This is a genomic window from Paenibacillus gyeongsangnamensis (assembly GCF_027533625.1).
GTDB classification, from domain to species: domain Bacteria; phylum Bacillota; class Bacilli; order Paenibacillales; family NBRC-103111; genus Paenibacillus_G; species Paenibacillus_G gyeongsangnamensis.
The window spans coordinates 80,437-104,219 of the sequence record NZ_JAQAGZ010000014.1; the positions used below are offsets into that span (position 1 = coordinate 80,437).

Below are 23,783 nucleotides of genomic sequence, written 5' to 3' on the forward strand. Positions count from 1 at the left end.
TTTTATGACATACTTTTACAGCAACGCAGAATTCTTAATGGAATATAACCAATGGCTCCTAAGTGAGATGGAAGCAGTGGATGCTGATGAAATCGAATTTACTCGTATCGGAGAAGACATTGTTTTTAAGTTGGCTGATGAAAATGGGAATGAATTTTATACGGCAAGCATTTACGATCCGGTGTTTGAAGCAACACAGTTTCTGGATGGCGTAAATTTTGACAACACCGGCTATATATTGATGGGCATGGGTTCGAGTGCCATCATAAAACAAATATTAGAAAACAAAACCGAGACTGCCTGGGTTTTAATCATAGAGAAAGATACAGCGCTTGTGAAGAAGTTCTTGCAGGAGGTGGATCTATCGCCTTACCTTGCAGGCAAACCGCAGAGGGTCATCATTTTGACCGATATCATGGACGATTTGCACGAAATTCTGAATGAGTATCTGGTTTCTTTGGTCGGTTATTATTTTTTGCAAACCGATTTGTTGCGTACCTTTTCCAGCTATCGTCGAGATGCTGCGTATTATGAAGGTGTAGTAGAGGCGATTACCAATCATTTGCGCACCCATATGACTGCAATGGGAAATTCTTTGGAAGACACTCTGATGGGGATAACAAACGAACTGAAAAATGTTCCTGTCGCTCTGAAGTCTCATCGTATAAAGGATCTGCAAGATAAATATAAAGGGAAGCCGATTGTGTGCGTCGCTTCCGGCCCTTCTTTGGACAAGCAACTACCCTTGCTCAAGGAGATCAAAGGAAAGGCACTGATCATTTGCGCTGAATCGGCGTTTCGCGTGCTAATGAAAAATGGCATCTCTCCTGATGTGGTATGCATTTTAGAGCGAGGAACCAATTCCTATGATCTCAGTGTAAAAGGGATAGATATTCCGGAAGAGACGGCATTGATTGGGTTAACCGTCATGGATGAACGTATTCCACGAGCATGGAATCAACATGTCATTCCCGTATTTAAAGATAACATCACCCATAGCCGTATTATGAACGAAGCGCTCGGGGACCGGGGAACACTTTACAATGGAAGTTCCGTGGCTCATTTCAATTATTCGCTGGCCCATCACTTAGGCGGGAATCCGATTGTATTTATCGGTCAGGATTTGGCTTTTTCAGAAGAAGGGGTTACTCATAGTAAGGACAGCTTTTATGTAGATCAGTCCGATGTCGAGATGACCAGTGAGCAGCGCAAGCAAATACAAGATAGCTTGCAAGATGACGAGAGTTTCATTAATAGAACGGTGTATGTGGACGGATATTATGGTGGAAAGGTCAAGTCAAGAGAACTATGGAGGCAATTTTTGTTTTGGATGGAGCACTTGATAAGCGTTCTGCCTTCTCCATTGGTCATTAATGCCACGGAAGGAGGGGCTGACATCAAGGGTACTAGGAAAATGCCTTTCCGGGAAGTAGTCGATCTGTATTGCCAAGAGTCGGTTCCATCCATCCCTGAGTTGTTTAGGGAATTGCCGCCATTACCAACCGAAGATAATTTGCAGGATACGCTTGGAGATATGGTCTCCTTCTTTAATGATCGGTTGGGAGAGATGCTTCGTGTCAGTCAGTTCGCGGAAGAGATTTTGCAGGCAATCCAGCAATTACAGACAGAACTGACGAATTCAGATGAAGGTTCGATTGAATTCTTGGAGATGAAGGCCAGCCGAATCTTGCGAAATGTGGAACATTTGCTGAAGGAAGTATTGAATGATAAGTTACTTTTCTTCTTTTTCCGCCCGCTTCTCTCGAATTATCATGTGAAAATAAATCCTATTTCCAGGGTTTCTTCGGTGGAGCGACTTAAACAAATTTTGATTCATCAAAGTTATTTTTTGAAAAGGCTGATAGAGGGCGGAAAACAATTGCTTGACGTTTACGATAAGGGCATCCGCAATGTGGTTCTGAGTCTTGGGTACGATAGCGAAGAACTATATTTGGATGCGAAACCGAAATGGGAATTGCCCAACTTAGAAGGAGAGGAAGCCGTATCGTGAATCAAGCTATAATCATTGAAACCTTGGAAAGTATGAAGGGCTACGTACCCAAACTTGTCATGGCTTCCGAAACGATCGTTCACGACATTCAAACCCATGAAGGCAATTGGGCAAATGTTTTGGTTGCCTACTTGGAAGGAATCTCTTGGCTGACAATGGCCATTGAAGGCATAACGCGATTAGATCAAAATATTTTGGCGGATTGGGATATTAATGCTCTGGCATCGGTTGTTGAACAACTAAATGGATCACTGGAACAACAGGATTTTGTTTCATTATGTGACCTGCTTCTGTATGAGCTTCAGCCGATATTGAAATCCTTTGAAAACAAGCTGCAGGGTATGATTCAATGAGTGCTTGGAATCATAGCATTCAAACGCATAACCGTAGATCGCGTGCGCCACAAGTGGCGCTTGAACATACAAAAAACGGGTTATGGACGGCGTCAGTACGTAAGGAAGGTATTCCGCCATTTTATCTTCACAGCCGATACGATCCGACAACCGAGGCGCATCGATTCGCGGCTGCTCAACTAAGCAGCATCGGGGAGGAGAAACCGGATCGTATTGTGCTTTACGGGGCCGGGTGCGGGCATCACGTGAAGGCCCTCTTGGAGCAAACTGAGGATATTGGTGTTCCCTTCGAGGTTTGGGAAACGAACGTTTCGGCCTTTTTGGATATGGAGCGGGCAGGAATGTTTAAAGAAATTATGGATGAACCAAGACTCATATTTATCGTCTCGGATGACTTGCAAGTCTTTTCGGAACGTATGAATGTTTGGGAACAAAATCGTGTACACGTTATTGTTCATGAACCTTCCCTACGAGCTATTCCAGAAGAATTAGAGTCTTTAAAACGCGTTTTGCAAGATTATCAAGTGCATCAAAATAGTGTAATTGTGCACCGTGATTTATTTCACGATAATTTCGCTAGAAATAATCGCAAGGAATGGCCTTCTGTTTCCGCATTCCATGGTTTGCCCTCCGTTCCCGCAATCGTAATTAGCGCTGGTCCGTCACTTTCAAAATCGTTAGCTTTATTGCCGAATGCGGCTAAACATTGTTTGCTGGGGTCCGTAGGCACAGCGGTCCCATTGTTGGTTCGCCAAGGTATTCGTCCTGATTTTGTAGTCATGACTGATCCGCAACCAAACATGCTTCAACAATTGGATGGCTGGGATTCTGAGAGCATTCCTTTATTTTTTTTGAGTACCCTTTATTCGGAAGTAGTAGATCGGTATAAGGGGCCTAAATTTATCCTTTTCCAGGAAGGATACCCGGCTGCAGAGAGGATGGCTTCGCTCCGAAGAGAAATGCTCGTTCAAACCGGGGGATCCGTTTCGACAACTCTTTTTTCTCTCGCCCGAATATTGGGGCTGCGTCCGTTATGCTTAGTAGGCCAAGATCTTGCTTATACCGGTAACAAGACACATGTGGAGGGTACGCCGCTCTATCAGCAGTTGGAGAGGCAAGTAACGGGGGAGCGTGTGATGGCGTTCGACGGCCAGGGAACGGTTGTTGCTCCTCGTAATTTGCTTCTTTACAAAAAGTGGTTTGAGGAACAAGCTCGCAGCTGTAACGAGACGTTTTACAATGCAACCGAAGGCGGCGCTTACATCGAAGGGTTTGCTCATGTCACGCTTAGAGAGTTTTTGGCGAAAATACAAACGATTGATGTCTCAAAAGCACGAGAAATGTTTCAACGGATGGCCCGATCTTCATCAAAGAACTGACATGGAGTGGAACTCAAGATGTATGAAGGAAAAAAAATATTGATTATAGGTGGAACCGGAACGCTTGGACAACATTTAACCCGCTATTTATTGCGCCACAATCCGCAAGTTATTCGGATTCTGAGCCGCGATGAATATAAACAGTTTGAGATGCAGCAGATGTTTGACGAACACAAGTCCAAACTGCGCTTTCTAATAGGCGACATCCGGGACGCACAAAGGCTGAATCGTGCTATGGAGGATATCGACTTCGTGTTTCATTTGGCAGCAATGAAGCATGTCCCGTTTTGTGAATATAACCCTTTCGAGGCGGTACAGACGAACATCATAGGCACTCAAAATATGATTCAGGCAGCCATCCAAAATGGCGTGAAAAAAGTGTTATTCACCTCATCAGACAAAGCGATCTCACCTACAAATACTTACGGAGCCTCTAAGCTTATGGCAGAGCGGCTTATATCGGCGGCTGAGTACCAAAAAGGGCCGAAGCAAACCGTATTCGCGGCGGTTCGTTTCGGTAATGTAATGGGTTCGCGGGGTTCGGTAATTCCGCTATTTAGCAAGCAGATTAAGGAGAGTCGCTCGGTAACTGTAACAGATTTAAGCATGACGCGCTATATGATGACAGCTACGCAGGCTATCACGCTTATGCTGAAAGCAAATGAGATGTCAACGGGCGGAGAAATTTTCGTGCTGAAAATGCCTACGATTATTTTGGCCGATCTGGTGGATGTTCTCATCGAGGAAGTCGGCAAAAAATATAATATAACCGACGAGATCGCTCGAAAAGAGATTGGTCTGCGAACAGGTGAAAAACGATACGAGGAGTTAATGACAGAGGATGAAAAACTCCAAAGCTGGGAAACATCTGACATGTTCATTATTCCCTCTCCATTCAAAGAAAAATTGAGGGAAAATCCGTATCCTAACGCCCGAAAAATGCAGGTTTGTGCAGTAAATTCCCATCATGAACAGCCCATCGACCGTGATACGTTAAGGCGCTGGATTCTCGAAGAAAATCTGGTATAGAGGGACATTTCATGAAAAGCGTAGTCATTATTCAGGCAAGAATGGGATCAACCAGACTCCCGGGAAAAGTTTTAAAAACGTTGATCGATAAAACGGTACTTGCACACGTCATTGAAAGGACGCAGGCTTTTCAAAATGTGCAGGAAATCGTGGTTGCTACAACGCGCGGTAGCCAGGACGATCCGATCGTGGAAGAAGCCAAACGTCTGGGTGTCATGGTTAGCCGCGGCAGCGAGTCGGATGTTTTATCCCGGTATTATGAAGCTGCTTTACAGTTGCAAGCTGATCATGTAATCCGGATTACCTCAGATTGTCCGCTAATCGAACCGGAAGTCTCCTCGCTTGTGATCCGAGAGTATTTGGAAGATGGGAAATACGATTATATAAGCAACACTTTGGAACGAACCTATCCGCGCGGGTTGGATACGGAAGTTTTTTCGTTTGCGTCGATAGAAACGGCTCATCGCGAAACTAGCAGTACTCATGACCGTGAACATGTAACCCCATATATTTACAACAACCCCGAACGTTTTCGCTGCCGTTCAATAGTAAGCAGGGAGGATATTCCCGAATACCGCTGGACCCTTGATACACCGGAGGATTGGGAGTTAATTCGGCGAATTTATGAAGCGTTATACCAACCTGGACGATTGTTTTCATGGAAGGAAGCAGCGGCCGTTATGCAAGCAAATCCAAGCTGGCTATCGATTAATTCCCATATCGAACAAAAAAAATAGTACAATCTAATCTTGTCGCTATTTTATATATAGACTCGCCCAACGCTCAATACGCTGAAATCGCCTTATAAACATTATAGCCAGCAGTTTAGAGGAGATGTCCTATCTTTGATTACAACAAAAATCAATGTTCTTATTCCACAATATTTGAATAAATTTTCTTGCATCGGTTCGGATTGTGAAGATAGTTGCTGTTCGGGTTGGCGAGTTGATATTGATAAAGCGACGTATAAGAAATACAGCAAGATACGTGATAAAGAATTATCCTCAATGATAAATAATAAAGTTAAACGGACACGTTCGGACGCAACTTCAGAGAATTATGCAGGAATTGAAATGGATTCAAATCATAATTGTCCGTTTTTGTCGGAACAAAAGTTATGTAAAATTCAGTTGAAATTAGGGGAGGATTACCTTGCCAACATCTGTGCCACCTATCCGAGGACTTTGCAATTTGTTGACGACGTACTTGAGAAATCTGCATCTATGTCTTGTCCTGAGATAGCGCGGCTTGCTTTGCTAAATCCTAATAAAATGGAATTTGATCTATTGGAAGAGTCAATCACCGTTCGTAATCAAATGATGAGTCAAATATCCACAAAAGTGGATGCCACTGATCAAATAATAAAATATTTTTGGGATCTACGCTCATTTACTATAGATGTTTTACAAAACCGTAATTTTCAAATGTGGGAGAGATTAATTGCCCTTGGGATGTTTTATCAAAAATTGGACGAATATGTGAATAAAGGTCTGGTTAGCGATATTCCGCAATTGATCTCCTTATATAAATCTATCTTTTCTGAAGATTCATTTAAATCAACTTTAAATGACTTGCCAACAAAAAATACGTTTCAGTTGAAATTAATCCAAGAAATAGCTGAACAACGTTTTCAACAGTCCATTACTAGCCAGCGTTATTTGGAATGCTTCTCGGAAACGCTGCAAGGAATACAATTTTCTGATGAAAGAGAAATTGAAGAAATTTCAGTTCATTATCAAGAAGCTCATGAAAAATATTACCTGCCTTTCATGAAAGAGCATGAATACATCTTGGAACATTATTTAGTCAATTATGTTTATAAAAACTTAATTCCTATTTCTCGAGGCAATAAAATATTCGATGAGTATATGATCTTGATTGTGCATTACTCTATGATTAAATTGCATTTGATTGGAATGGCCGGTTTTTATAAAGTTCAATTTAGTTCGGAGCATGTGATAAAGCTGATTCAATCCTATTCTAAGACTATTGAACATAACCCTCTATATTTGAAACAGATCATTGAACTTTTACACAGTAGCGGTGTTAATTCAATGGCGTATATGGCATTATTAATTAAAAATTAATTTCTTTGGTGAACCATATTTATATGAAACTATAAAGAAATAGCAAATAAAACTTGGGTTTTGTGCCGATATAAAGAGTAAACCAATATCACATGGAGAGGTGATCGTAATGACGATTCGAATTAATGGATTAGGTTCTTCAGGACTTGATATCGATTCCCTTGTAAGTCAAATGATGCAAGCTAAACGTATTCCGATTGATCAAATGACACAGAAAATGACATATCTGTCGTGGCAGCGAGACGCATATCGCAGTATGAATACCGATGTGTCGGCCTTTATGAATGAAGCACAAAAATTAACCCTTCAGTCTACCTTTATGGCACAAAAAGCGTCTATGTCGGCAACCGATGCGGCCAAAGTACAGGTTACGCCAACGACTAATGCATTTACAGGGAATTTTAGCCTAGCAGTAACTCAGATTGCAAAGTCCGCTTCTATCACCAGCAGTGGTGCGTTGGGGCTCTCTTCAAATCCGACGCAGGCTCTTAATGCCGCCGGCACGCTTACGATAACGGGAAGTGTAGGTACGGCAACCAATGTAAATATTTTAGCCACCGATAATATCAGCCAAGTTGTCTCCAAAATTAACGCGGTAACTTCGACGACTGGTGTCAAGGCGGTGTATGATCAGCTTTCCGACAAGTTAACGATTGTCAATGCCGCAACGGGTTCAGCGGGAAATGCACTAAAAATAACTGATACTACTGGCAACACTTTACTTGGCAAACTGAATATCTCGGATACAACTACTCCTAACCCTTCTAGTACAGCCGCTGTAACCAATGGACAAGACGCTATAGTCAATTTGAACGGTACAGGAAATGTAACCGTAAGTTCTAACTCTTTTACGTTGAATAACATAAACTTTACGCTGTTGGCCGACCCTGCCACTTCCGGTGGTCCTTATACGGTTAGTGGCACCAACACTCTAGATGTGGACTCCATCGTTTCGACGATCAAAGGTGTCTTTGACAAATACAATACATTTATTGCAAATACGAACAGCAAGTTGACCGAACCCAAGTATCGCGATTATCCGCCGCTTACGGATGCCCAGAAGGCAAATATGAAAGATTCGGATATTACTCTTTGGAATGCGAAGGCCCAATCTGGTCTGTTAGCGGGTGATGACATCCTAAGCTCCGGGTTGGATAGCATGCGTCTTAATCTTTCAAACCCGGTTTCAGGAATTGCCGCAGGTCAAATTAGTTCATTAGCGGATATTGGAATAACTACCGCACCTTCTAACGGTTCTAGCAGCTACCTTGCTTATCAAGAAAACGGTAAAATCTACATTGATGAGACCAAATTGCGCGCAGCGCTGACGAATGCACCTGACCAAGTGGTAGCTCTATTTACAAAGGATGGCGCTCGTAATGCTAACGGCAATTTGACAACATGGACGGATGCAGGTATTGGTACTCGTTTGTACGAAAATGCTAAAAATATGGTTAATGGACTGACACAAAAGACGCAAACCGTACCTTACAAAAGCTATTTAAATCAGCAAATTGATGATTACGCGAATAATATCAGCCAATTGAACTCCACTTTGAACGACTACGAGCAGCAACTTTACAGTCAGTTCGCCAGCTTGCAGACTTCCTTAAATCAGATGAACTCCCAAAGTTCGTATCTTTCAGGCCTTTTCCAGTCAAAATAACGGGAGGACCCTATGATTCAATCATCAGCTAACAGTTATAAACAAAATCAAGCAGAGACTGCTCCGCCCGAAAGTCTTACACTCATGCTTTACAATGGGGCCATTACATTCATAAAACGTACGAAACAAGCTATCGAGTCTAAGGATTTGAGCCTAGCTCATCATTATAATACCCGTGTGCAAGATATTGTCGATGAACTGATTATTACACTAGACCGGAAATATCCGATTTCCGAACAACTACTTGCTTTATATGACTACATGAAAAGAAGACTTATTGAAGCTAACATCTCAAAAGATGTTGCTATTTTGGAAGAGGTTGAAGGGTTCTTCGTAGAGTTTCGTGATACATGGAAACAAGCGATGGTTCTTGCTCGCAGCCAAAAGCAGTAGGAGGCACTCATGATAAAAGTGGAGGACCTCTTTCATGACTTAACCGGAAAAACAGAGGATATGCTGCGGACACTCGAATCCTCAAAGCAATTCGATATCCAAGTAATTGATCATTTGTTCGCAGAGCGTGAATCGATTCTAGCAGAGCTTCGGAAAATTCTTCAAGATATCTCCGATATATCGATTTATCAGTCTTTATACGATAAATGGCAGGAGAGGGAAATGAAATTGAGGAATTTGATAGAAGCCGCTTTAAAAGACTTAGAAAAAAAAATAACGGAATCGCAAAATGCACGAACGGTTTCCAAACAATACGATTCCTATTTACGACAAATGCCTTACGGAGCGTTTCTGGATAAAAAGAGATAGTAATTTATAAACAACAAAAGGGGGATAAAATGGAGATCCAATCGGTTAATGAACATTCCACGATTAGGGAACAATCGGGTGAGAAGAAAGTACCCGGCCCACAGGAAAATCCGAGCGGTGATATCCAACAAGAGAGAACGTACACCAAGAATGAAATTAACAAGGAGCTCGGTCATCTCAATAAATGGCTGGAGTCCAACAGTTCGCATCTGCATTTCGTCCTGCATGACAAGCTTAACGAATATTACGTTCAGGTCGTCGATGACAAAACGAATGAAGTGGTTAGAGAGATTCCTTCTAAAAAGGTCATGGATATGGTAGCGAATTTATATGAGAAACTGGGTATAATCGTCGACAAAAAAATATAAAGACCCCGGTTAGACGGGGTTTTTCTTTTCTCTGCTTTTTAGAAAGGGTTTGATGAAGTGCAAGTAGTCATTCGGGCAGATGCATCTATTCAAATTGGAACCGGTCATGTGATGAGATGCTTAACTCTTGCCAACAAATTGCGACAGAAGGGTGCTTTCGTTCAGTTTATTAGCCGCGAGCATCCGGGGCACCTGTGTAATCACATAGAACAGCAGGGATTTATTGTTCATCGACTATCCCCACCCTTGCAACCGAATGAGACGAACGATAAAAAAAGTTCATACGAGCAGTGGTTAGGTGTATCTTGGGAGCTCGACGTCGAGCAAACATTATCCGCCCTGCGCAAAACTCATGTTCCAATGGATTTGATGATTGTTGACCATTATGCAATCGATATAAAATGGGAACAGCGGATTCGGCAGCATGTAGATAAAATAATGGTTATAGATGACTTGGCCAATCGTGGGCATGACTGCGATATTTTGCTCGATCAGAACCTGTATGAACATATGGATGAACGATACAAAGAGTTAGTGCCTGATCGTTGCCTCCAATTATTGGGACCTCGATACGCTTTACTGCGCGAAGAATTCAGAGCGGCTCAAAAGCAGGCGAAGATTAGAGATCAAGCGATTCAAAGAGTTCTTGTTTTTTTCGGCGGCAGCGACCCGACCAATGAAACGGAAAAGGCTTTGCAAGCCATAACGTTGCTGGACGAAAAATACATAACGTTCGATGTTGTTGTAGGCAATTCAAATGTCAACAGAGAACATATTGAAATTCTCTGTTCAAAGCTGCCGAACGTAAACTACTACTGCCAAATCAATTATATTGCGAAACTGATGACTCAAGCTGATCTGTCCATAGGAGCCGGAGGTTCCACAACTTGGGAAAGATGTGTATTAGGACTACCGGCAATAACCATTACAACAGCTGATAATCAAATGGAAGTTACGGAAGCCGTTGCTAAAGCTGGAGCTGTTTTATATTTAGGACATTATCGTAATATTACTCCTATTACCATAGCTGATGCTATTAAGCATATGTTGTCCAATCCACAATTACTAACAAGAATGAGTGCCGCAAGCATGGATTTAATGGAAAAACAGCCATCCGACAGTGCTGCTGGTGTAGTAGAAGCTATTTATGGCTCGCAGAGACAGAAGTAATCACGTAAAACACTGAATCATGAGGGACTCAACGTGCAACAACAATTGGGCGAATACACCATTCGAGAGATGACGGAAGCGGATTTGGCAACGGTTTTGCGATGGAGAAATTCAGACCGCATTCGAAAGAATATGTATTCTGATGAGATCATCACGTGGGAGAATCACTGTGCTTGGTTTAACCGATTGCAAGAAAACATGCAAATGAAGTATTTCATAGTAGAACTTCACCAAAGGCCGATCGGGGTAGTGAATTTTACTGAAATTAACGCCAAGCATCATACGTGTGAATGGGGATTTTATCTCGGTGAAACCGATGTGCCTCGCGGAAGCGGAACAGCCTTAGGGATTCTTGGGCTGATGGTCGCTTTTGAGAACTTAACCATCCGTAAAGTATGTGCAGAAGTGTTCGCTTTCAATGAAGCCAGCCTGAAATTTCACAAAAGGCTTGGATTTACCCAGGAAGGTTATTTATCCAAGCACGCTTTTAAAAACGGTCATTATGAAGATATTGTACTTTTCGCCTGTTTCTCTGAACAGTGGAACGGGATAAAAGAACGTTTAACGGAATTATTCAATTAAGAGGCTGAGGTGCAGCATGCAAAAGCATGAATTCTTGATAGGCAACCGGAAGATCGGGCCGGACCATCCTCCTTTTATTATCGCAGAGATGTCGGGAAATCATAACCAGTCCCTCGAACGGGCCCTTGAAATCGTGGAAGCGGCAGCCTGGGCCGGTGCTCATGCTTTGAAGATTCAAACCTATACGGCGGATACGATGACGATCGAATCGGATCAACCCGATTTTTTCATCAATGATGATAAAAGCTTGTGGAAGGGGCAATCGTTGTACAATTTGTACGAGGAAGCCCATACCCCGTGGGAGTGGCATAAGGCCATTTTTGACCGATGCCAAGAGCTGGGGATGATCGGCTTCAGTACCCCATTCGATGAAACAGCCGTGGACTTCCTGGAATCTTTGGGTGTAGCCTGCTACAAGATCGCTTCCTTTGAAAATACGGATTTACCGCTGCTTCGCAAAGTGGCCGCCACTGGAAAACCTATGATCGTTTCGACAGGCATGGCGAGTATTGCCGAACTGGACGAGCTTGTAAAAACTGTGCGTGCCGCTGGTTGCAAGGATCTAGTGCTTTTAAAATGTACAAGCTCTTACCCGGCTACGCCGGAAAATTCCAATATTCGAACAATTCCGCACTTGCAGCAGCTGTTTGACGTTCAAGTAGGTCTATCCGACCATACGCTAGGAGTTGGCGTCGCCGTGGCGAGCGTAGCCTTAGGCGCGACGGTGATTGAGAAGCATTTTACTTTGTCCCGTGCAGACGGCGGAGTGGATTCGGCTTTTTCATTGGAGCCTGAAGAAATGAGCCGGCTTGTTCAGGAAACGGAACGCGCATGGCAAGGACTGGGCGCTATCGCTTATGGGGCGGGAGAGTCCGAAAAAAAATCGTTGCAATTCCGGCGTTCCCTCTATGTTGTAAAAGATATGAAGGCCGGTGAAACCTTTACCGCAGACAACTTACGAGTCATTCGGCCCGGATTCGGACTTCCGCCGAAATACTTGGACTTGCTTATGGGGAAGCAGGTTAAGAAGGATGTTCCTCGGGGGACTGCCGTTACATTAGACCTTATATTGGACTGATCGTCCTCGTACGCAGAAAGGGAGATTATTAATGAAAGTATTGGTCACAGGCGGCGCCGGATTTATCGGACGTTGGGTCGTCAAACGATTGCTGGATGACGGACATCAAGTTTGGATTCTTGACGATTTATCCAATGGAGAAGAAACGAATATTGCGGAGTTTAAGTCGCATCAAGGGTTCCGGCAGTTCGTTCATGGCGATATTAAGAATGAAGATACATTAAATCAATTATTCGACAACGGCTTCGACATTTGCTACCATCTGGGCGCAAGCATCAATGTTCAAGACAGCATCGATGATCCCCGGACTACATTTAATAACGATACATTAGGTACTTTCTTCGTGTTGGAGCAGTGCCGCAAGCATCAAGTGAAGATCGTATTTATGAGCACTTGCATGGTCTATGATCGGTGCCTGGATGAAACAGGAATCTCCGAGACGCATCCGATTAAGCCGGCTTCTCCTTATGCAGGAGCCAAAATCGCCGCGGAGAATATGGTATTGTCTTATTATTACGCCTATGACCTGCCTGCGGTGGTTGTCCGCCCGTTCAACACGTATGGTCCTTATCAAAAGTTTGGCGGCGAAGGTGGCGTTGTCGCTATCTTCATTAAGAAAAAACTGACCGGCGAAACGCTGAACATTTACGGCGAAGGAACACAGACTCGAGATCTGCTGTACGTCGATGATTGCGCCAGGTTCGTCGTAGAAGCCGGCTACTCCGATAAAGTAGACGGACATATTGTGAATGCAGGCCTCGGAAGGGATATATCCATTAACGAATTGGCCAAGCTGGTCGTAGGGGATGAAAGCCGAATCAAGCATGTAGAGCATATTCATCCGCAGAGCGAGATCCAGAAGCTGCTTTGCAACTCTTCCAAAGCAAAACAATTGCTCGGATGGGAGCCGAAGACATCGCTTGAGGACGGATTGCAGCAAACCGAAGAATGGATCAAAACTATCCTATAAAAATAAAGGCTGAAATGCGGGCATAAGGTGCATTTCAGCCTGTTTTTTAAAAAATGGAGGTCATCACCATGGTTAAACCGAGCAGCTTACAGCTGGCCATCCTGGAGGGGGAGCCGGTTCGCGAAACGATGCTGCCTTATGGCAGGCAGTGTGTGGATCAGGCAGATATTGAAGCGGTGGTAGAGACGCTGCAATCTCCTTTTTTGACGCAAGGTCCCAGAATTAAAGAGTTTGAAGAAGCGGTAGCCCGTTATGCGGGAGCGAAATACGCGGTGGCTTTTTCCAATGGAACTGCGGCGCTTCACGGGGCTTGCTATGCGGCGGGAGTCAGTGAAGGGGATGAAGTCATTACAACGCCCATGACCTTCGCTGCCAGCGCAAATTGCGTTCGTTATTGCGGCGGCCAGGTGGTTTTTGCCGATATTCGCCCGGATACCTACAACATCGACTGCTCGAAGATCGGGGATTTAATTTCACCAAAAACCAAAGCGATCATACCGGTTGATTTTACAGGGCAGCCTGCCGACATGGATGATATTATGGAGATTGCCCGGGAACGAAACCTCGTTGTCATTGAAGATGCAGCACATTCTCTAGGCGCAGTCTACAAAGACCGTAAAGTCGGCTCCATCGCAGATATGACGATGTTCAGCTTTCACCCGGTGAAGCATGTGACCACAGGAGAAGGCGGAGTTATTGTCACAGACTCGGAAGAGTACTACGAAAAGCTGCTCTTATTCCGAAGCCACGGCATTACCCGCAATAAAGAGCTGTTGGAGCGGCAAAACGAGGGTGAATGGTATTACGAAATGCAGGATTTAGGATATAATTACCGGATCACGGACATCCAAGCTGCATTAGGCCTCTCACAGCTGAGCAAGCTCGACTCTTTCGTCGACAGAAGAAGACAAATTGCGAGGCAATATTCGGAAGCTTTCCGCCATATCCGGGCGGTCATCACGCCGTATCAAAGTGAGGATCGCGAGTCCAGTTGGCATTTATATATCATTCAACTGGATTTAAAGTCGCTGGCGGTGGGGCGAAAAGAAATTTTCGAGGCGCTGCGAAAAGAAAATATCGGGGTTAACGTGCACTATGTACCCGTTCATTATAATCCGTATTACCGCAAGCTCGGTTATGAAAAAGGAATTGCACCGGTTGCAGAAAAGTTATATGAGGGAATTATTACACTCCCGCTATTCCCTGCCATGACAGACTCGGATATTCGGGATGTCATCCATGCTGTGGATAAAGTGGTGGGTTACTACTCCAAATAAGCAGCTGGGGCCTTCATCCAATGCAGCAAATTTTACTATCAAGAGGACATTCAAGGAAGCCTGAGTGTCCTCTTTTTTGCCAACGGAAGCGGAAAAGTGTAATCACACACCCCTGTGGACAATGTGTATAACTCTGTTGATAACTCTGCAAAAAATGTCGAAAAATCGCGACAGGACGGGCTTTTTGGCTGTGAATAAATTATTAACCCCGTGTTAATACGCGAATTTTCAAAATATTTTGCTAACATCGGTTTCCATTGATTGACACAGAGGAGCGGGGAGTGTTATAGTCGAGTTGTTAGCCGTTAGGCTACAGTTATTTGATAACGAAGGGAATGTTCTTCATGCAAGGTAAAGTTAAATGGTTTAACGCAGAAAAAGGTTACGGTTTCATCGAGCGCGAAGACGGAGGCGACGTATTCGTTCACTTCTCCGCGATCCAATCTGAAGGCTTCAAAACGCTGGAAGAAGGTCAATCCGTAGAGTTTGACATCGTAGAAGGCGCTCGCGGTCCTCAAGCAGCTAACGTAATCAAGTTGTAATCATCCGGCCGGCAACGGCCTCCGATAGATGGTTATTGTTTGAGCAAATTAGCGCGAAGAACAAGCGGAATAACACCCTGGGAGATGCGTCTCCCGGGGTGTTTTTTGTTGCACCTGCAAAGTTCGCTAAATTTTCAAAATATTTTGAAAATTGTCGAAGAAATATGAAGGATTTTTAAAGGCCTGTGGTGAATATAGTATACTGTAGGTATGAAAGGAGGAGTTGCACAATGAAATTTAACATTCGAGGCGAGAATATTCCTGTTACCGAGGCGCTTAAGGATCATGTGGAAAAGAAACTGAGCAGATTGGAACGGTATTTCGAAGCTCCCCCTACATCTGAAGTAAACGTAACATTAAGCGTTGCCAAAGGTATGCAAACCGTCGAGGTGACGATCCCGCTGCCGAGCTTCATGCTCCGCGCGGAGGAGAAGCATACGGACATGTATGCGTCGGCGGATCTGGTGGTAGACAAGCTGGAACGGCAGATCCGCAAAGCCAAGACGAAGGCTAACCGCAAGATCCGCCAGGAGGGCGGGATTAAGGATTATTTCCGGTACGAGCCGAGCGCATCAGTCATGCAGGAGGAGGATGAGGACTTCGAGCTGGTAAGGACGAAGCAGTTCATGCTGAAGCCGATGGATGTGGAGGAAGCGATCCTCCAAATGAATATGGTAGGACATAACTTCTTCGTCTTCGCGAATATGGATACGTCACAAGTAAACGTGGTCTATAAACGCAATGACGGGAAGTATGGATTAATCGAGCCTGCCCTTTAATCAAATTTAACAAATGAAAAACCGAGCTTGTCTGCAACCCAACGTGCGAATGCATCGTTTAAACGATGAAGGCGCTTGGAGCAGGCAGGCTCTTTTTTGCATAGTCTGCCCTGAGATGGGAAATACAGTCGTTTGTTGCGGTAAGTGCCGCAAACTGTTACAATTTAGGTTAGGACATACCGTTCGATATAGGAAGGGGAATAGCAGCATGCTAGGTCTCGTAAGGAAGATTTTTGGCGATTCGAATGAACGCGAACTGAAGCGCATGTGGAAAACCGTCGAGTATATTAACTCGCTCGAAGAACAATATAGCACGTTTTCCGATGAAGGCCTCAAGGCCAAGACGGGAGAATTCAGACAGCGTTTGGAGCACGGGGAGACGCTGGACGACCTGCTGCCGGAAGCATTCGGCGTTGTGCGCGAAGCTTCCAAGCGTGTGCTGGGCAAACGTCATTATGATGTACAGCTGATCGGGGGCATGGTGCTCCACGAGGGCAATATCGCGGAGATGAGAACCGGGGAAGGGAAGACGCTCGTCGGAACGTTGCCGGTTTATTTGAACGCCCTCGCGGGCAAAGGCGTGCATTTGGTCACGGTCAACGATTACCTGGCTCAGCGTGACAGCGCGGAGATGTCGAAGATTTATGAATTCCTCGGCATGACCGTCGGCGTTAACCTGGCGCAGCTCTCCCATGAGCTGAAGCAGCAAGCTTATGCTTGCGATATCACTTACGGCACGAACAACGAATTCGGCTTCGATTATTTGCGCGACAACATGGTCGTTTACAAAGAGCAAATGGTGCAGCGGCCGCTGTACTATGCCGTCATCGACGAAGTGGATTCCATCCTCGTCGACGAAGCGCGGACGCCGCTCATTATTTCCGGACAAGCGGCGAAGTCGACCGATTTGTATTATATGGCGGATCATTTCGTCAGCCGGCTGCAGGCCGAGGAAGATTATGTGATCGACGAGAAGATGAAGTCGGTGGTGCTGACGGAAGCCGGTGTAGAGAAGGCGGAAAAGGCCTTTGGCATCGAGAACTTATTCGATCATGAGAATGTAACGCTGAACCATCATATTACCCAAGCTTTGAAGGCGCACGTCATTATGCGCCGGGATGTGGATTACGTCGTACAGGAAGATGAAATCATTATCGTCGACGAATTTACGGGCCGCCTGATGGTCGGCCGCCGCTACAGCGAAGGTTTGCACCAGGCGATCGAGGCGAAAGAAAAGCTGCAGGTGCAGAACGAGTCGATGACGCTCGCGACCATCACGCTGCAGAACTACTTCCGGATGTACCGCAAGCTGGCCGGGATGACCGGTACGGCGAAGACGGAAGAAGAGGAATTGAAGAAAATTTACGGTCTCGAAGTCATTGTCGTGCCGACGAACAAGCCGATGATCCGTCAGGATGTGCCGGATGTCGTCTATAAATCGGTGGCCAGCAAGTTCCGTGCGGCAGTCAATGAAATCGTGGAACGGCATAAGAAAGGCCAGCCGGTGCTTGTAGGCACGGTGTCCATCGAGAACTCCGAGATATTGTCGGAGATGCTGAAGAAGAAGGGCGTGCCGCATAAGGTGCTTAACGCCAAATACCATGCGGAAGAGGCGGAAATCGTCTCCCGCGCAGGTCAGCACGGCGCCGTAACGATCGCCACGAACATGGCCGGACGCGGTACGGACATCATGCTGGGCGACGGAGTAGCCGATCTCGGCGGACTGCATATTATAGGTACGGAGCGTCACGAGAGCCGCCGGATCGACAACCAGCTGCGCGGACGCGCAGGCCGTCAGGGCGACCCGGGCTCGTCGCAGTTCTATCTGTCGCTCGAAGACGAGCTGATGAAACGCTTCGGTGCGGAGAACATCATGGGCATGATGGACCGCCTCGGCTTCGAGGAGGACCAGCCGATCGAGAGCAAGCTGATCTCCAGAGCCATCGAATCGGCGCAGAAGCGCGTGGAAGGCAACAACTTCGACGTGCGGAAGATCGTCCTGCAGTATGACGACGTTATGAACCAGCAACGCGAAATCATTTACAAGCAGCGCCGTGAAGTAATCGAATCCGAGAACATTCGCGATGTCGTGCTCGGCATGATGCTACCGATCGTGGACCGTATCGTTGAAGCGCACTGCTCCGACGCTCAGGTTCCGGAAGAGTGGGATCTTCAGGCGATTGTGGACTATCTGAACGGTACGGTGTTGACGGAAGGCCAGCTGACGAAGGATGAGCTGTGGGGCAAAGAGAAGGAAGAAATGGTCGAGTACCTCCGCGATCTTGTTCTCCGTCTCTACGAGGAGCGCGAGCAAGCGATCGGCGAAGAATTCGTGCGCGAATTCGAGAAGGTTGTCGTTCTCCGCGCGGTGGACAGCAAGTGGATGGATCACATCGATGCGATGGATCAGCTTCGCCAAGGTATCCATCTGCGTGCTTACGGCGGAACCGATCCGCTTCGCGAGTACCAATTCGAGGGCTATGAGATGTTCCAGGAGATGATCCAGAGCATCCAGGAAGAAGTGGCCACCTACATCATGAAGGCACATGTAGAAACGAACTTGGTACGGGAAGCCGTCGCCGACGAGCATGAGATGGCGACGAACGGAGAACCGGCTCCGAAACGCCCGGTAACGAGCGGAGATCAAATCGGACGCAACGATCTGTGCCCTTGCGGCAGCGGCAAGAAGTATAAGCAGTGCCACGGCGCATAATCAATTCATAGAACAGGGAGGTCGGGGCGTCGCCTCGGTCTCCTTTTATTCAGTTGATAAGAAATTATATGTTTTCGTATCTTATATAATATTACCGATAGAGGTGTAGCGTATGTTGGATGCAGATGTGAAACGGGATTTACAAGAAACGGCCAAGCGCTTGGCTGAGCTTAGGGGGTCTCTTTGACTTAGATCTCAAGCTGGAGCAGATCGCGGATTTTGAGGAGAAGATGTCGGCACCGGACTTTTGGGACGACAATGAGCGGGCGCAGAAGCTGATCGGCGAAGCCAACGTGGTGAAGAGCGTAGTCGAGCGGTTCCAGGGGATGGCCTCGGAATTTGAGGATCTGGAAGTGCTGACGCAGCTCATGCAGGAAGAGCAGGATGAGAGCATGGCCGGAGATATCGCCTCCGGCATCGCTGCGCTCGTGAAGAAGCTGGAGGAGTTCGAGCTGCAGCTGCTGCTGAATCAGCCTTACGATAGGCTGAATGCGATTCTCGAGCTTCATCCCGGCGCAGGTGGTACGGAATCCCAGGACTGGGCGGAGCTGCTGCTCCGGATGTACCGCCGCTGGGCGGAGAAGCGGGACTACAAGGTCGAGGTGCTCGACTACTTGCCTGGCGACGAAGCAGGCGTGAAGAGCGTCACGCTGCTGATTAAGGGCTTCAATGCTTACGGTTACTTGAAGGCCGAGAAAGGCGTGCACCGGCTCGTGCGGATTTCTCCGTTCGATGCTTCGGGCCGCCGCCATACGTCGTTCGTCTCGTGCGACGTCATGCCGGAGATCGAGGACGACGGCGAAATCGAGATCCGGACCGAGGATCTGAAGGTCGACGTGTACCGGGCCAGCGGCGCCGGCGGTCAGCATATCAATACGACGGACTCGGCGGTACGGATGACGCATATCCCTACCGGTGTCGTGGTGAGCTGCCAGACGGAACGGTCGCAGATCAAGAACCGCGAGCGGTGTCTCAAGATGCTGCGCTCCAAGCTCTACGAGAAGAAGATCGAAGAGCAGCAGAAGCATTTGGCGGAGATCCGCGGCGAAGTATCCGATATCGCTTGGGGGAGCCAAATCCGCTCCTACGTATTCCATCCTTACAGCATGGTGAAGGACCATCGGACACAGGAAGAAACCGGCAATATCGGGGCGGTCATGGATGGCGATTTGGATGCTTTTATCGACGCTTACCTGAGACTGCAAATCAATAAACCGGAGAAAGAGGCTTAAGTCGAGCCTCTTTTTCTTTTGTAGACCGAAGCAACCGGTTTCATTTGAGTTGATAAGAATTTATAAGTTTTCGCGGGCTAACAGCTTCGCTTCAACCTTGATAAACGCGCTGGTCCTTGTAAGACAAGGACGGCGTAGCCGTTTATCCTGGTTAAAATGGTATACGGCGGCTCATCCTACAGATAACTTACAGAAGTGATTAACCGGTGGATGCAAGAAATTCCGGGGCAGGAGGAACAGCCATGAAGGCGGAGCAAGGGCAAGAGCCTGGGCAGCAGGCACGCGAGCTGCGGAGAAGCCGGAGCAAGGCAGGAGGGGAGAACGGGAGGAGGAGAGACCGTCGAAAGAGGAGGACGAAAGCCAACCGCACTGCGACTGCGATCAAGGAGTATACGCTGCTGCTCCTGGGTTCGCTGATGATCGCGCTCAGCTTCAATATGTTTCTGAGCCCCAATCAGGTTGCCTCGGGCGGCGTATCGGGCATCAGTATTATCGTAAAGCAGCTTTTTGCCGTGGAGCCGGCGCTCACCCAATGGGCGCTGAACATTCCGCTGTTTCTGCTCGGGCTATGGCTTCTCGGCGGGCATTTCGGCTTGAAGACCGCCGTGGGCTCGGTCGTTCTGCCGCTGATGGTGCTGCTGACCAAGAACCTGCCTGCACTGACGAACAACCTGCTGCTGGCCAGTATTTACGGAGGCATACTCGTAGGGCTTGGCCTCGGGCTCGTATTCCGGGGAAGAGGATCAACGGGCGGGCTCGACTTGGCGGCGCAGCTGATTCATAAATACACCGGCATCGCGCTAGGATTGTGCGTGGCGATGCTGGACGGTTTGGTCATATTGACTGCGGGGATCGTCCTGTCGCCGGAGAAAGCGCTCTATGCGCTGATCGGATTGTTCGTGACCAGCAAGACGATCAACGTGGTCCAGCTCGGCCTCAGCTATTCGAAGGTCGCTTTTATTATCTCCGATCGGGAGTCGGCGCTGCGGCAAGCGATCCTGTACGAGCTCGACCGGGGGTTCACGAGGCTGGACGCCAAGGGAGGCTATACAGGCGAAACGCGGGCCGTCCTGATGGTCGTCGTCAGTCAGACGGAAGTGACCCGGCTGAAAACGTTGGTGCGGGGGATTGATCCGCATGCTTTCGTCATTCTGAGCGACACGAACGAAGTGCTCGGCGAGGGCTTTAAGCTGTCCGGTACGAGCTAAGGAAATGAGGATCTAAATTTTATTGGAACCATATGGCACAAAGGGCGTTGCACCGGGCCAAGTTGTGGGGTACGATGGACGGAGGAGAGCCTCTTTTTTCCGCGGCAGGATGGATAAAAATGCATTGAATTTTTATACTATTGAATGTATAATAATACATAGTTTGCAAGTGGGAGGAACGGAATATGTCTACGATGTTAAGAGCGGCAATCGTCGGAGCGACGGGTTACAGCGGTGCGGAAGTGGTACGCCTCTTGCTGATGCATCCCCATGTGGCGGTAACCTCCGTCGTCTCCTCTTCGAATCCGGGGGCGCTGTTGTCGGACGGATTCCCGCATTTGAAACAGATCGTAACCGATCGGCTGGATGCGGTGGATGCGGATTTGCTGAAGGAAAAAGCGGATGTCGTTTTTCTGGCGACGCCGCATGGCGTGAGTACGGAGTTATCTCCGAAGCTGCTGGAGGCGGGACTGAAGGTAATCGACATTTCGGGCGATTTTCGCTTGAAATCGGGCGAAGTGTATGAACAGTGGTATAAGCATAAGCCGGCGGATGCCGCTTATTTGAATAAAGCCGTTTACGGCATGTCCGAGGTGTTCGGGGACGAGGTACGGGGAGCAAACTTTATTTCCAACCCGGGCTGTTATCCTACCGCTACCACGCTGGGGCTTGCTCCGCTGGCAGCCAAAGGCTGGATCGATCCGAAATCGATCATCGTTGACGCCAAATCCGGCGTATCCGGTGCGGGCCGCGGGCTCAGTATGACAACGCATTATTCGGAAATCAATGAGAACTTCTACGCTTATAAAGTAAATAAGCATCAGCATACGCCGGAGATCGAGCAGACGCTCGCAAGGCTTACGGGCGAAGAAGCAGCAATCACGTTTACGACGCATCTCGTGCCGATGACAAGAGGCATTCTGGCCACGATCTACGTGAATTTGAAGGAGCAGCACTCCGAGGAAGAAATTTTCGAGCTGTTCCGAAGCTATTATGCAGGCCGCCGCTTCGTGCGGATTCGCGATAAAGGGAAATACCCGGCAACAAAGGAAGTCTGGGGCTCCAATTACTGCGATATCGGCTTGTCGCTGGATCCGCGAACAGGACGCTTGACGGTGCTGTCGGCTATCGACAACGTCGTGAAGGGCGCGGCCGGTCAGGCGGTGCAGAATTTGAATCTGATGATGGGCTGGGATGAAGCGACCGGATTGGCGTTCTCCCCGGTATACCCATAAGCGCGAAAGGAACGGGTGGGGAGAACGATGACGACGAAGGTGAACGAATACGCCGTCGTGCCGGAAGGTTCGGTAACGACGCCGAAAGGATTCCGGGCGGGAGGCCTGCATTGCGGACTGAAAAAAACGCAGCGCCACGACCTGGGCGTGATTGTGTGCGAGGTGCCGGCGAATGCCGCAGGCGTGTATACGCTGAACCAGTTCCAGGCGGCGCCGCTGAAGGTGACGCAGGAGAGCATCGCGGCCGGCGGCAAGCTGCAGGCAATGCTGGTGAACAGCGGCAACGCGAACGCTTGTACGGGTCAGCAGGGCGAGGACGACGCACGTTCGATGCGCGAAGCCTGCGCGAAGGCGTTCGGCCTGGCGGAGCACTTGGTCGGTGTTACGTCGACCGGCGTGATCGGCGAGCTGCTGCCGATGCCGAAGGTGCTCGGCGGGATTGAGAAGCTGCCGTCCCAAGTGAAAGCGGATGGCGGGGACGACTTTTGCCAGGCGATTCTGACGACGGACCTGGTGAAGAAGGAAATTTGCGTAAGCCTCACGGTTGACGGACGTACAGTGCATATTGCCGGTGCGGCCAAAGGCTCGGGGATGATTCATCCGAACATGGCGACGATGCTCGGTTTCATCACAACGGACGCGAAGATCGAGAGCGCCATGCTGCAGAAGCTGCTGAACGAGGTGACGGATTCCACGTTCAACATGATCACGGTCGACGGCGATACGAGCACGAACGACATGGTCATTGTGATGGCGAGCGGCCTGGCGGAGAACGAAAGCTTGACGCCGGGGCACGGGGACTGGGATGCGTTTGCCGCAGGCTTCCGTCATGTCGGGGAATACCTCGCGAAGGCGATTGCCCGCGACGGCGAAGGCGCGACGAAGCTGATCGAGGTGTCCGTGAACGGAGCGGACTCCCGCGAGGCGGCCCGGGCTATCGCGAAGACGGTGATCGGTTCGAGCCTCGTGAAATCCGCTTGCTTCGGCGCCGACGCGAACTGGGGCCGGATCATTGCAGCCGTAGGACGTGCCGGGTATCCGGTGAATGTGGACACGGTCGACATCCGCCTCGGCGATATTTCCGTGCTGGAGCAATCGAGGCCGGTTCGCTTCGACGAAGATGCGGCGGAAGCGTATTTGAAGGGCGAGCTCGTCCAAATCGTCGTCCATTTGAACATGGGCCAGGCGTTGGCTACCGCATGGGGCTGCGACCTGACGTACGATTATGTGCGCATTAACGCCGCTTACCGGACGTAAAGCGAGCCGGGAGAGCAGCTGGACGCATTGCTGCTGCACCAACGGATCAGGCAAAGCATCAACAACATAGAGAAGAGACAAGGGA

The 23,783-nt window shown here is 47.9% G+C and carries 22 protein-coding genes; all 22 read left to right on the plus strand.

Going from position 1 to position 23,783, the window contains the following annotated elements:
- Positions 1 to 4 precede the first annotated feature (4 nt).
- The 22 genes from O9H85_RS21145 to argJ all read left to right on the plus strand — a co-directional run bounded on the left by O9H85_RS21145 (position 5) and on the right by argJ (position 23,698).
- Positions 5 to 2,011, plus strand: coding sequence for a motility associated factor glycosyltransferase family protein (locus O9H85_RS21145; RefSeq protein WP_269883407.1), 2,007 nt, complete (start codon positions 5 to 7; stop codon positions 2,009 to 2,011).
- Complete coding sequence (locus O9H85_RS21150; RefSeq protein WP_269883408.1) at positions 2,008 to 2,364, plus strand: hypothetical protein; 357 nt, start codon at positions 2,008 to 2,010, stop codon at positions 2,362 to 2,364. The genes O9H85_RS21145 and O9H85_RS21150 overlap by 4 nt, the downstream gene beginning before the upstream one ends.
- Positions 2,361 to 3,743 carry a motility associated factor glycosyltransferase family protein gene (locus O9H85_RS21155; RefSeq protein ID WP_269883409.1) on the plus strand — a complete coding sequence of 461 codons (1,383 nt, stop codon included), beginning with the start codon at positions 2,361 to 2,363 and terminating at the stop codon, positions 3,741 to 3,743. Before O9H85_RS21150 ends, O9H85_RS21155 begins: the two co-directional genes overlap by 4 nt.
- 18 nt (positions 3,744 to 3,761) lie before the next feature.
- Positions 3,762 to 4,772, plus strand: a complete 1,011-nt coding sequence (locus tag O9H85_RS21160; protein ID WP_269883410.1) for an SDR family NAD(P)-dependent oxidoreductase — start codon at positions 3,762 to 3,764, stop codon at positions 4,770 to 4,772.
- Between the two features lie 11 nt (positions 4,773 to 4,783).
- A complete protein-coding gene (locus tag O9H85_RS21165) occupies positions 4,784 to 5,509 on the plus strand; it encodes a glycosyltransferase family protein (protein WP_269883411.1) in 726 nt (241 codons plus the stop codon).
- Between the two features lie 108 nt (positions 5,510 to 5,617).
- Positions 5,618 to 6,859, plus strand: coding sequence for a flagellin lysine-N-methylase (gene fliB, locus O9H85_RS21170; RefSeq protein WP_269883412.1), 1,242 nt, complete (start codon positions 5,618 to 5,620; stop codon positions 6,857 to 6,859).
- A 109-nt stretch (positions 6,860 to 6,968) separates the two neighbouring features.
- Positions 6,969 to 8,525 carry a flagellar filament capping protein FliD gene (fliD, locus tag O9H85_RS21175; protein ID WP_269883413.1) on the plus strand — a complete coding sequence of 519 codons (1,557 nt, stop codon included), beginning with the start codon at positions 6,969 to 6,971 and terminating at the stop codon, positions 8,523 to 8,525.
- Between the two features lie 12 nt (positions 8,526 to 8,537).
- A complete protein-coding gene (fliS, locus tag O9H85_RS21180; protein WP_269883414.1) occupies positions 8,538 to 8,918 on the plus strand; it encodes a flagellar export chaperone FliS in 381 nt (126 codons plus the stop codon).
- Between the two features lie 9 nt (positions 8,919 to 8,927).
- Positions 8,928 to 9,287, plus strand: a complete 360-nt coding sequence (locus O9H85_RS21185; RefSeq protein WP_269883415.1) for a hypothetical protein — start codon at positions 8,928 to 8,930, stop codon at positions 9,285 to 9,287.
- Positions 9,288 to 9,316: 29 nt separating this feature from the next.
- Positions 9,317 to 9,655 (plus strand): flagellar protein FlaG, encoded by a 339-nt coding sequence (locus O9H85_RS21190; RefSeq protein WP_269883416.1) that lies wholly within the window; start codon positions 9,317 to 9,319, stop codon positions 9,653 to 9,655.
- A 57-nt stretch (positions 9,656 to 9,712) separates the two neighbouring features.
- Complete coding sequence (gene pseG, locus O9H85_RS21195) at positions 9,713 to 10,825, plus strand: UDP-2,4-diacetamido-2,4,6-trideoxy-beta-L-altropyranose hydrolase (protein WP_269883417.1); 1,113 nt, start codon at positions 9,713 to 9,715, stop codon at positions 10,823 to 10,825.
- A gap of 33 nt (positions 10,826 to 10,858) precedes the next feature.
- Positions 10,859 to 11,407, plus strand: coding sequence for a UDP-4-amino-4,6-dideoxy-N-acetyl-beta-L-altrosamine N-acetyltransferase (gene pseH / locus O9H85_RS21200; RefSeq protein WP_269883419.1), 549 nt, complete (start codon positions 10,859 to 10,861; stop codon positions 11,405 to 11,407).
- 16 nt (positions 11,408 to 11,423) lie between these two features.
- On the plus strand, positions 11,424 to 12,485 hold the full coding sequence (gene pseI / locus O9H85_RS21205; protein WP_269883420.1) for a pseudaminic acid synthase: 1,062 nt from the start codon (positions 11,424 to 11,426) through the stop codon (positions 12,483 to 12,485).
- Between the two features lie 31 nt (positions 12,486 to 12,516).
- Positions 12,517 to 13,455 (plus strand): NAD-dependent epimerase/dehydratase family protein, encoded by a 939-nt coding sequence (locus O9H85_RS21210; protein ID WP_269883421.1) that lies wholly within the window; start codon positions 12,517 to 12,519, stop codon positions 13,453 to 13,455.
- A gap of 68 nt (positions 13,456 to 13,523) precedes the next feature.
- Positions 13,524 to 14,732: a UDP-4-amino-4,6-dideoxy-N-acetyl-beta-L-altrosamine transaminase gene (gene pseC / locus O9H85_RS21215; protein ID WP_269883422.1), complete on the plus strand. Its 1,209-nt coding sequence runs from the start codon at positions 13,524 to 13,526 to the stop codon at positions 14,730 to 14,732.
- Between the two features lie 344 nt (positions 14,733 to 15,076).
- The gene (locus tag O9H85_RS21220; protein WP_144847735.1) at positions 15,077 to 15,274 is read left to right on the plus strand and encodes a cold shock domain-containing protein; all 198 of its coding nucleotides are present in this window, start codon (positions 15,077 to 15,079) and stop codon (positions 15,272 to 15,274) included.
- 230 nt (positions 15,275 to 15,504) lie between these two features.
- Positions 15,505 to 16,053, plus strand: a complete 549-nt coding sequence (gene hpf, locus O9H85_RS21225) for a ribosome hibernation-promoting factor, HPF/YfiA family (protein WP_269883423.1) — start codon at positions 15,505 to 15,507, stop codon at positions 16,051 to 16,053.
- A gap of 208 nt (positions 16,054 to 16,261) precedes the next feature.
- Positions 16,262 to 18,766, plus strand: a complete 2,505-nt coding sequence (gene secA, locus O9H85_RS21230) for a preprotein translocase subunit SecA (RefSeq protein WP_269883424.1) — start codon at positions 16,262 to 16,264, stop codon at positions 18,764 to 18,766.
- A 112-nt stretch (positions 18,767 to 18,878) separates the two neighbouring features.
- A protein-coding gene (gene prfB, locus O9H85_RS21235; protein ID WP_269883425.1) for a peptide chain release factor 2 occupies positions 18,879 to 19,998 on the plus strand; the annotation gives its coding sequence in 2 pieces (ribosomal slippage) (positions 18,879 to 18,950 and positions 18,952 to 19,998; 1,119 coding nt in all).
- A 242-nt stretch (positions 19,999 to 20,240) separates the two neighbouring features.
- Entirely contained in the window at positions 20,241 to 21,206 is a 966-nt protein-coding gene (locus tag O9H85_RS21240; RefSeq protein ID WP_269883426.1) for a YitT family protein, read from the plus strand.
- Positions 21,207 to 21,391: 185 nt separating this feature from the next.
- Complete coding sequence (gene argC, locus O9H85_RS21245) at positions 21,392 to 22,441, plus strand: N-acetyl-gamma-glutamyl-phosphate reductase (RefSeq protein WP_269883427.1); 1,050 nt, start codon at positions 21,392 to 21,394, stop codon at positions 22,439 to 22,441.
- 27 nt (positions 22,442 to 22,468) lie between these two features.
- Positions 22,469 to 23,698, plus strand: coding sequence for a bifunctional glutamate N-acetyltransferase/amino-acid acetyltransferase ArgJ (argJ, locus tag O9H85_RS21250; protein ID WP_269883428.1), 1,230 nt, complete (start codon positions 22,469 to 22,471; stop codon positions 23,696 to 23,698).
- Positions 23,699 to 23,783 lie beyond the last annotated feature (85 nt).

Excerpts from the sequence above, each read along its gene's own strand:
- pseI (WP_269883420.1), top strand. The coding sequence starts at position 11,424 with ATGCAAAAGCATGAATTCTTGATAGGCAACCGGAAGATCGGGCCGGAC.
- O9H85_RS21165 (WP_269883411.1), top strand. The coding sequence starts at position 4,784 with ATGAAAAGCGTAGTCATTATTCAGGCAAGAATGGGATCAACCAGACTC.
- O9H85_RS21155 (WP_269883409.1), top strand. The coding sequence starts at position 2,361 with ATGAGTGCTTGGAATCATAGCATTCAAACGCATAACCGTAGATCGCGT.
- O9H85_RS21160 (WP_269883410.1), top strand. The coding sequence starts at position 3,762 with ATGTATGAAGGAAAAAAAATATTGATTATAGGTGGAACCGGAACGCTT.
- O9H85_RS21210 (WP_269883421.1), top strand. The coding sequence starts at position 12,517 with ATGAAAGTATTGGTCACAGGCGGCGCCGGATTTATCGGACGTTGGGTC.
- fliD (WP_269883413.1), top strand. The coding sequence starts at position 6,969 with ATGACGATTCGAATTAATGGATTAGGTTCTTCAGGACTTGATATCGAT.
- argC (WP_269883427.1), top strand. The coding sequence starts at position 21,392 with ATGTCTACGATGTTAAGAGCGGCAATCGTCGGAGCGACGGGTTACAGC.
- O9H85_RS21220 (WP_144847735.1), top strand. The coding sequence starts at position 15,077 with ATGCAAGGTAAAGTTAAATGGTTTAACGCAGAAAAAGGTTACGGTTTC.
- pseC (WP_269883422.1), top strand. The coding sequence starts at position 13,524 with ATGGTTAAACCGAGCAGCTTACAGCTGGCCATCCTGGAGGGGGAGCCG.
- argJ (WP_269883428.1), top strand. The coding sequence starts at position 22,469 with ATGACGACGAAGGTGAACGAATACGCCGTCGTGCCGGAAGGTTCGGTA.
- O9H85_RS21240 (WP_269883426.1), top strand. The coding sequence starts at position 20,241 with ATGAAGGCGGAGCAAGGGCAAGAGCCTGGGCAGCAGGCACGCGAGCTG.
- O9H85_RS21190 (WP_269883416.1), top strand. The coding sequence starts at position 9,317 with ATGGAGATCCAATCGGTTAATGAACATTCCACGATTAGGGAACAATCG.
- O9H85_RS21145 (WP_269883407.1), top strand. The coding sequence starts at position 5 with ATGACATACTTTTACAGCAACGCAGAATTCTTAATGGAATATAACCAA.
- O9H85_RS21185 (WP_269883415.1), top strand. The coding sequence starts at position 8,928 with ATGATAAAAGTGGAGGACCTCTTTCATGACTTAACCGGAAAAACAGAG.
- fliS (WP_269883414.1), top strand. The coding sequence starts at position 8,538 with ATGATTCAATCATCAGCTAACAGTTATAAACAAAATCAAGCAGAGACT.
- hpf (WP_269883423.1), top strand. The coding sequence starts at position 15,505 with ATGAAATTTAACATTCGAGGCGAGAATATTCCTGTTACCGAGGCGCTT.
- secA (WP_269883424.1), top strand. The coding sequence starts at position 16,262 with ATGCTAGGTCTCGTAAGGAAGATTTTTGGCGATTCGAATGAACGCGAA.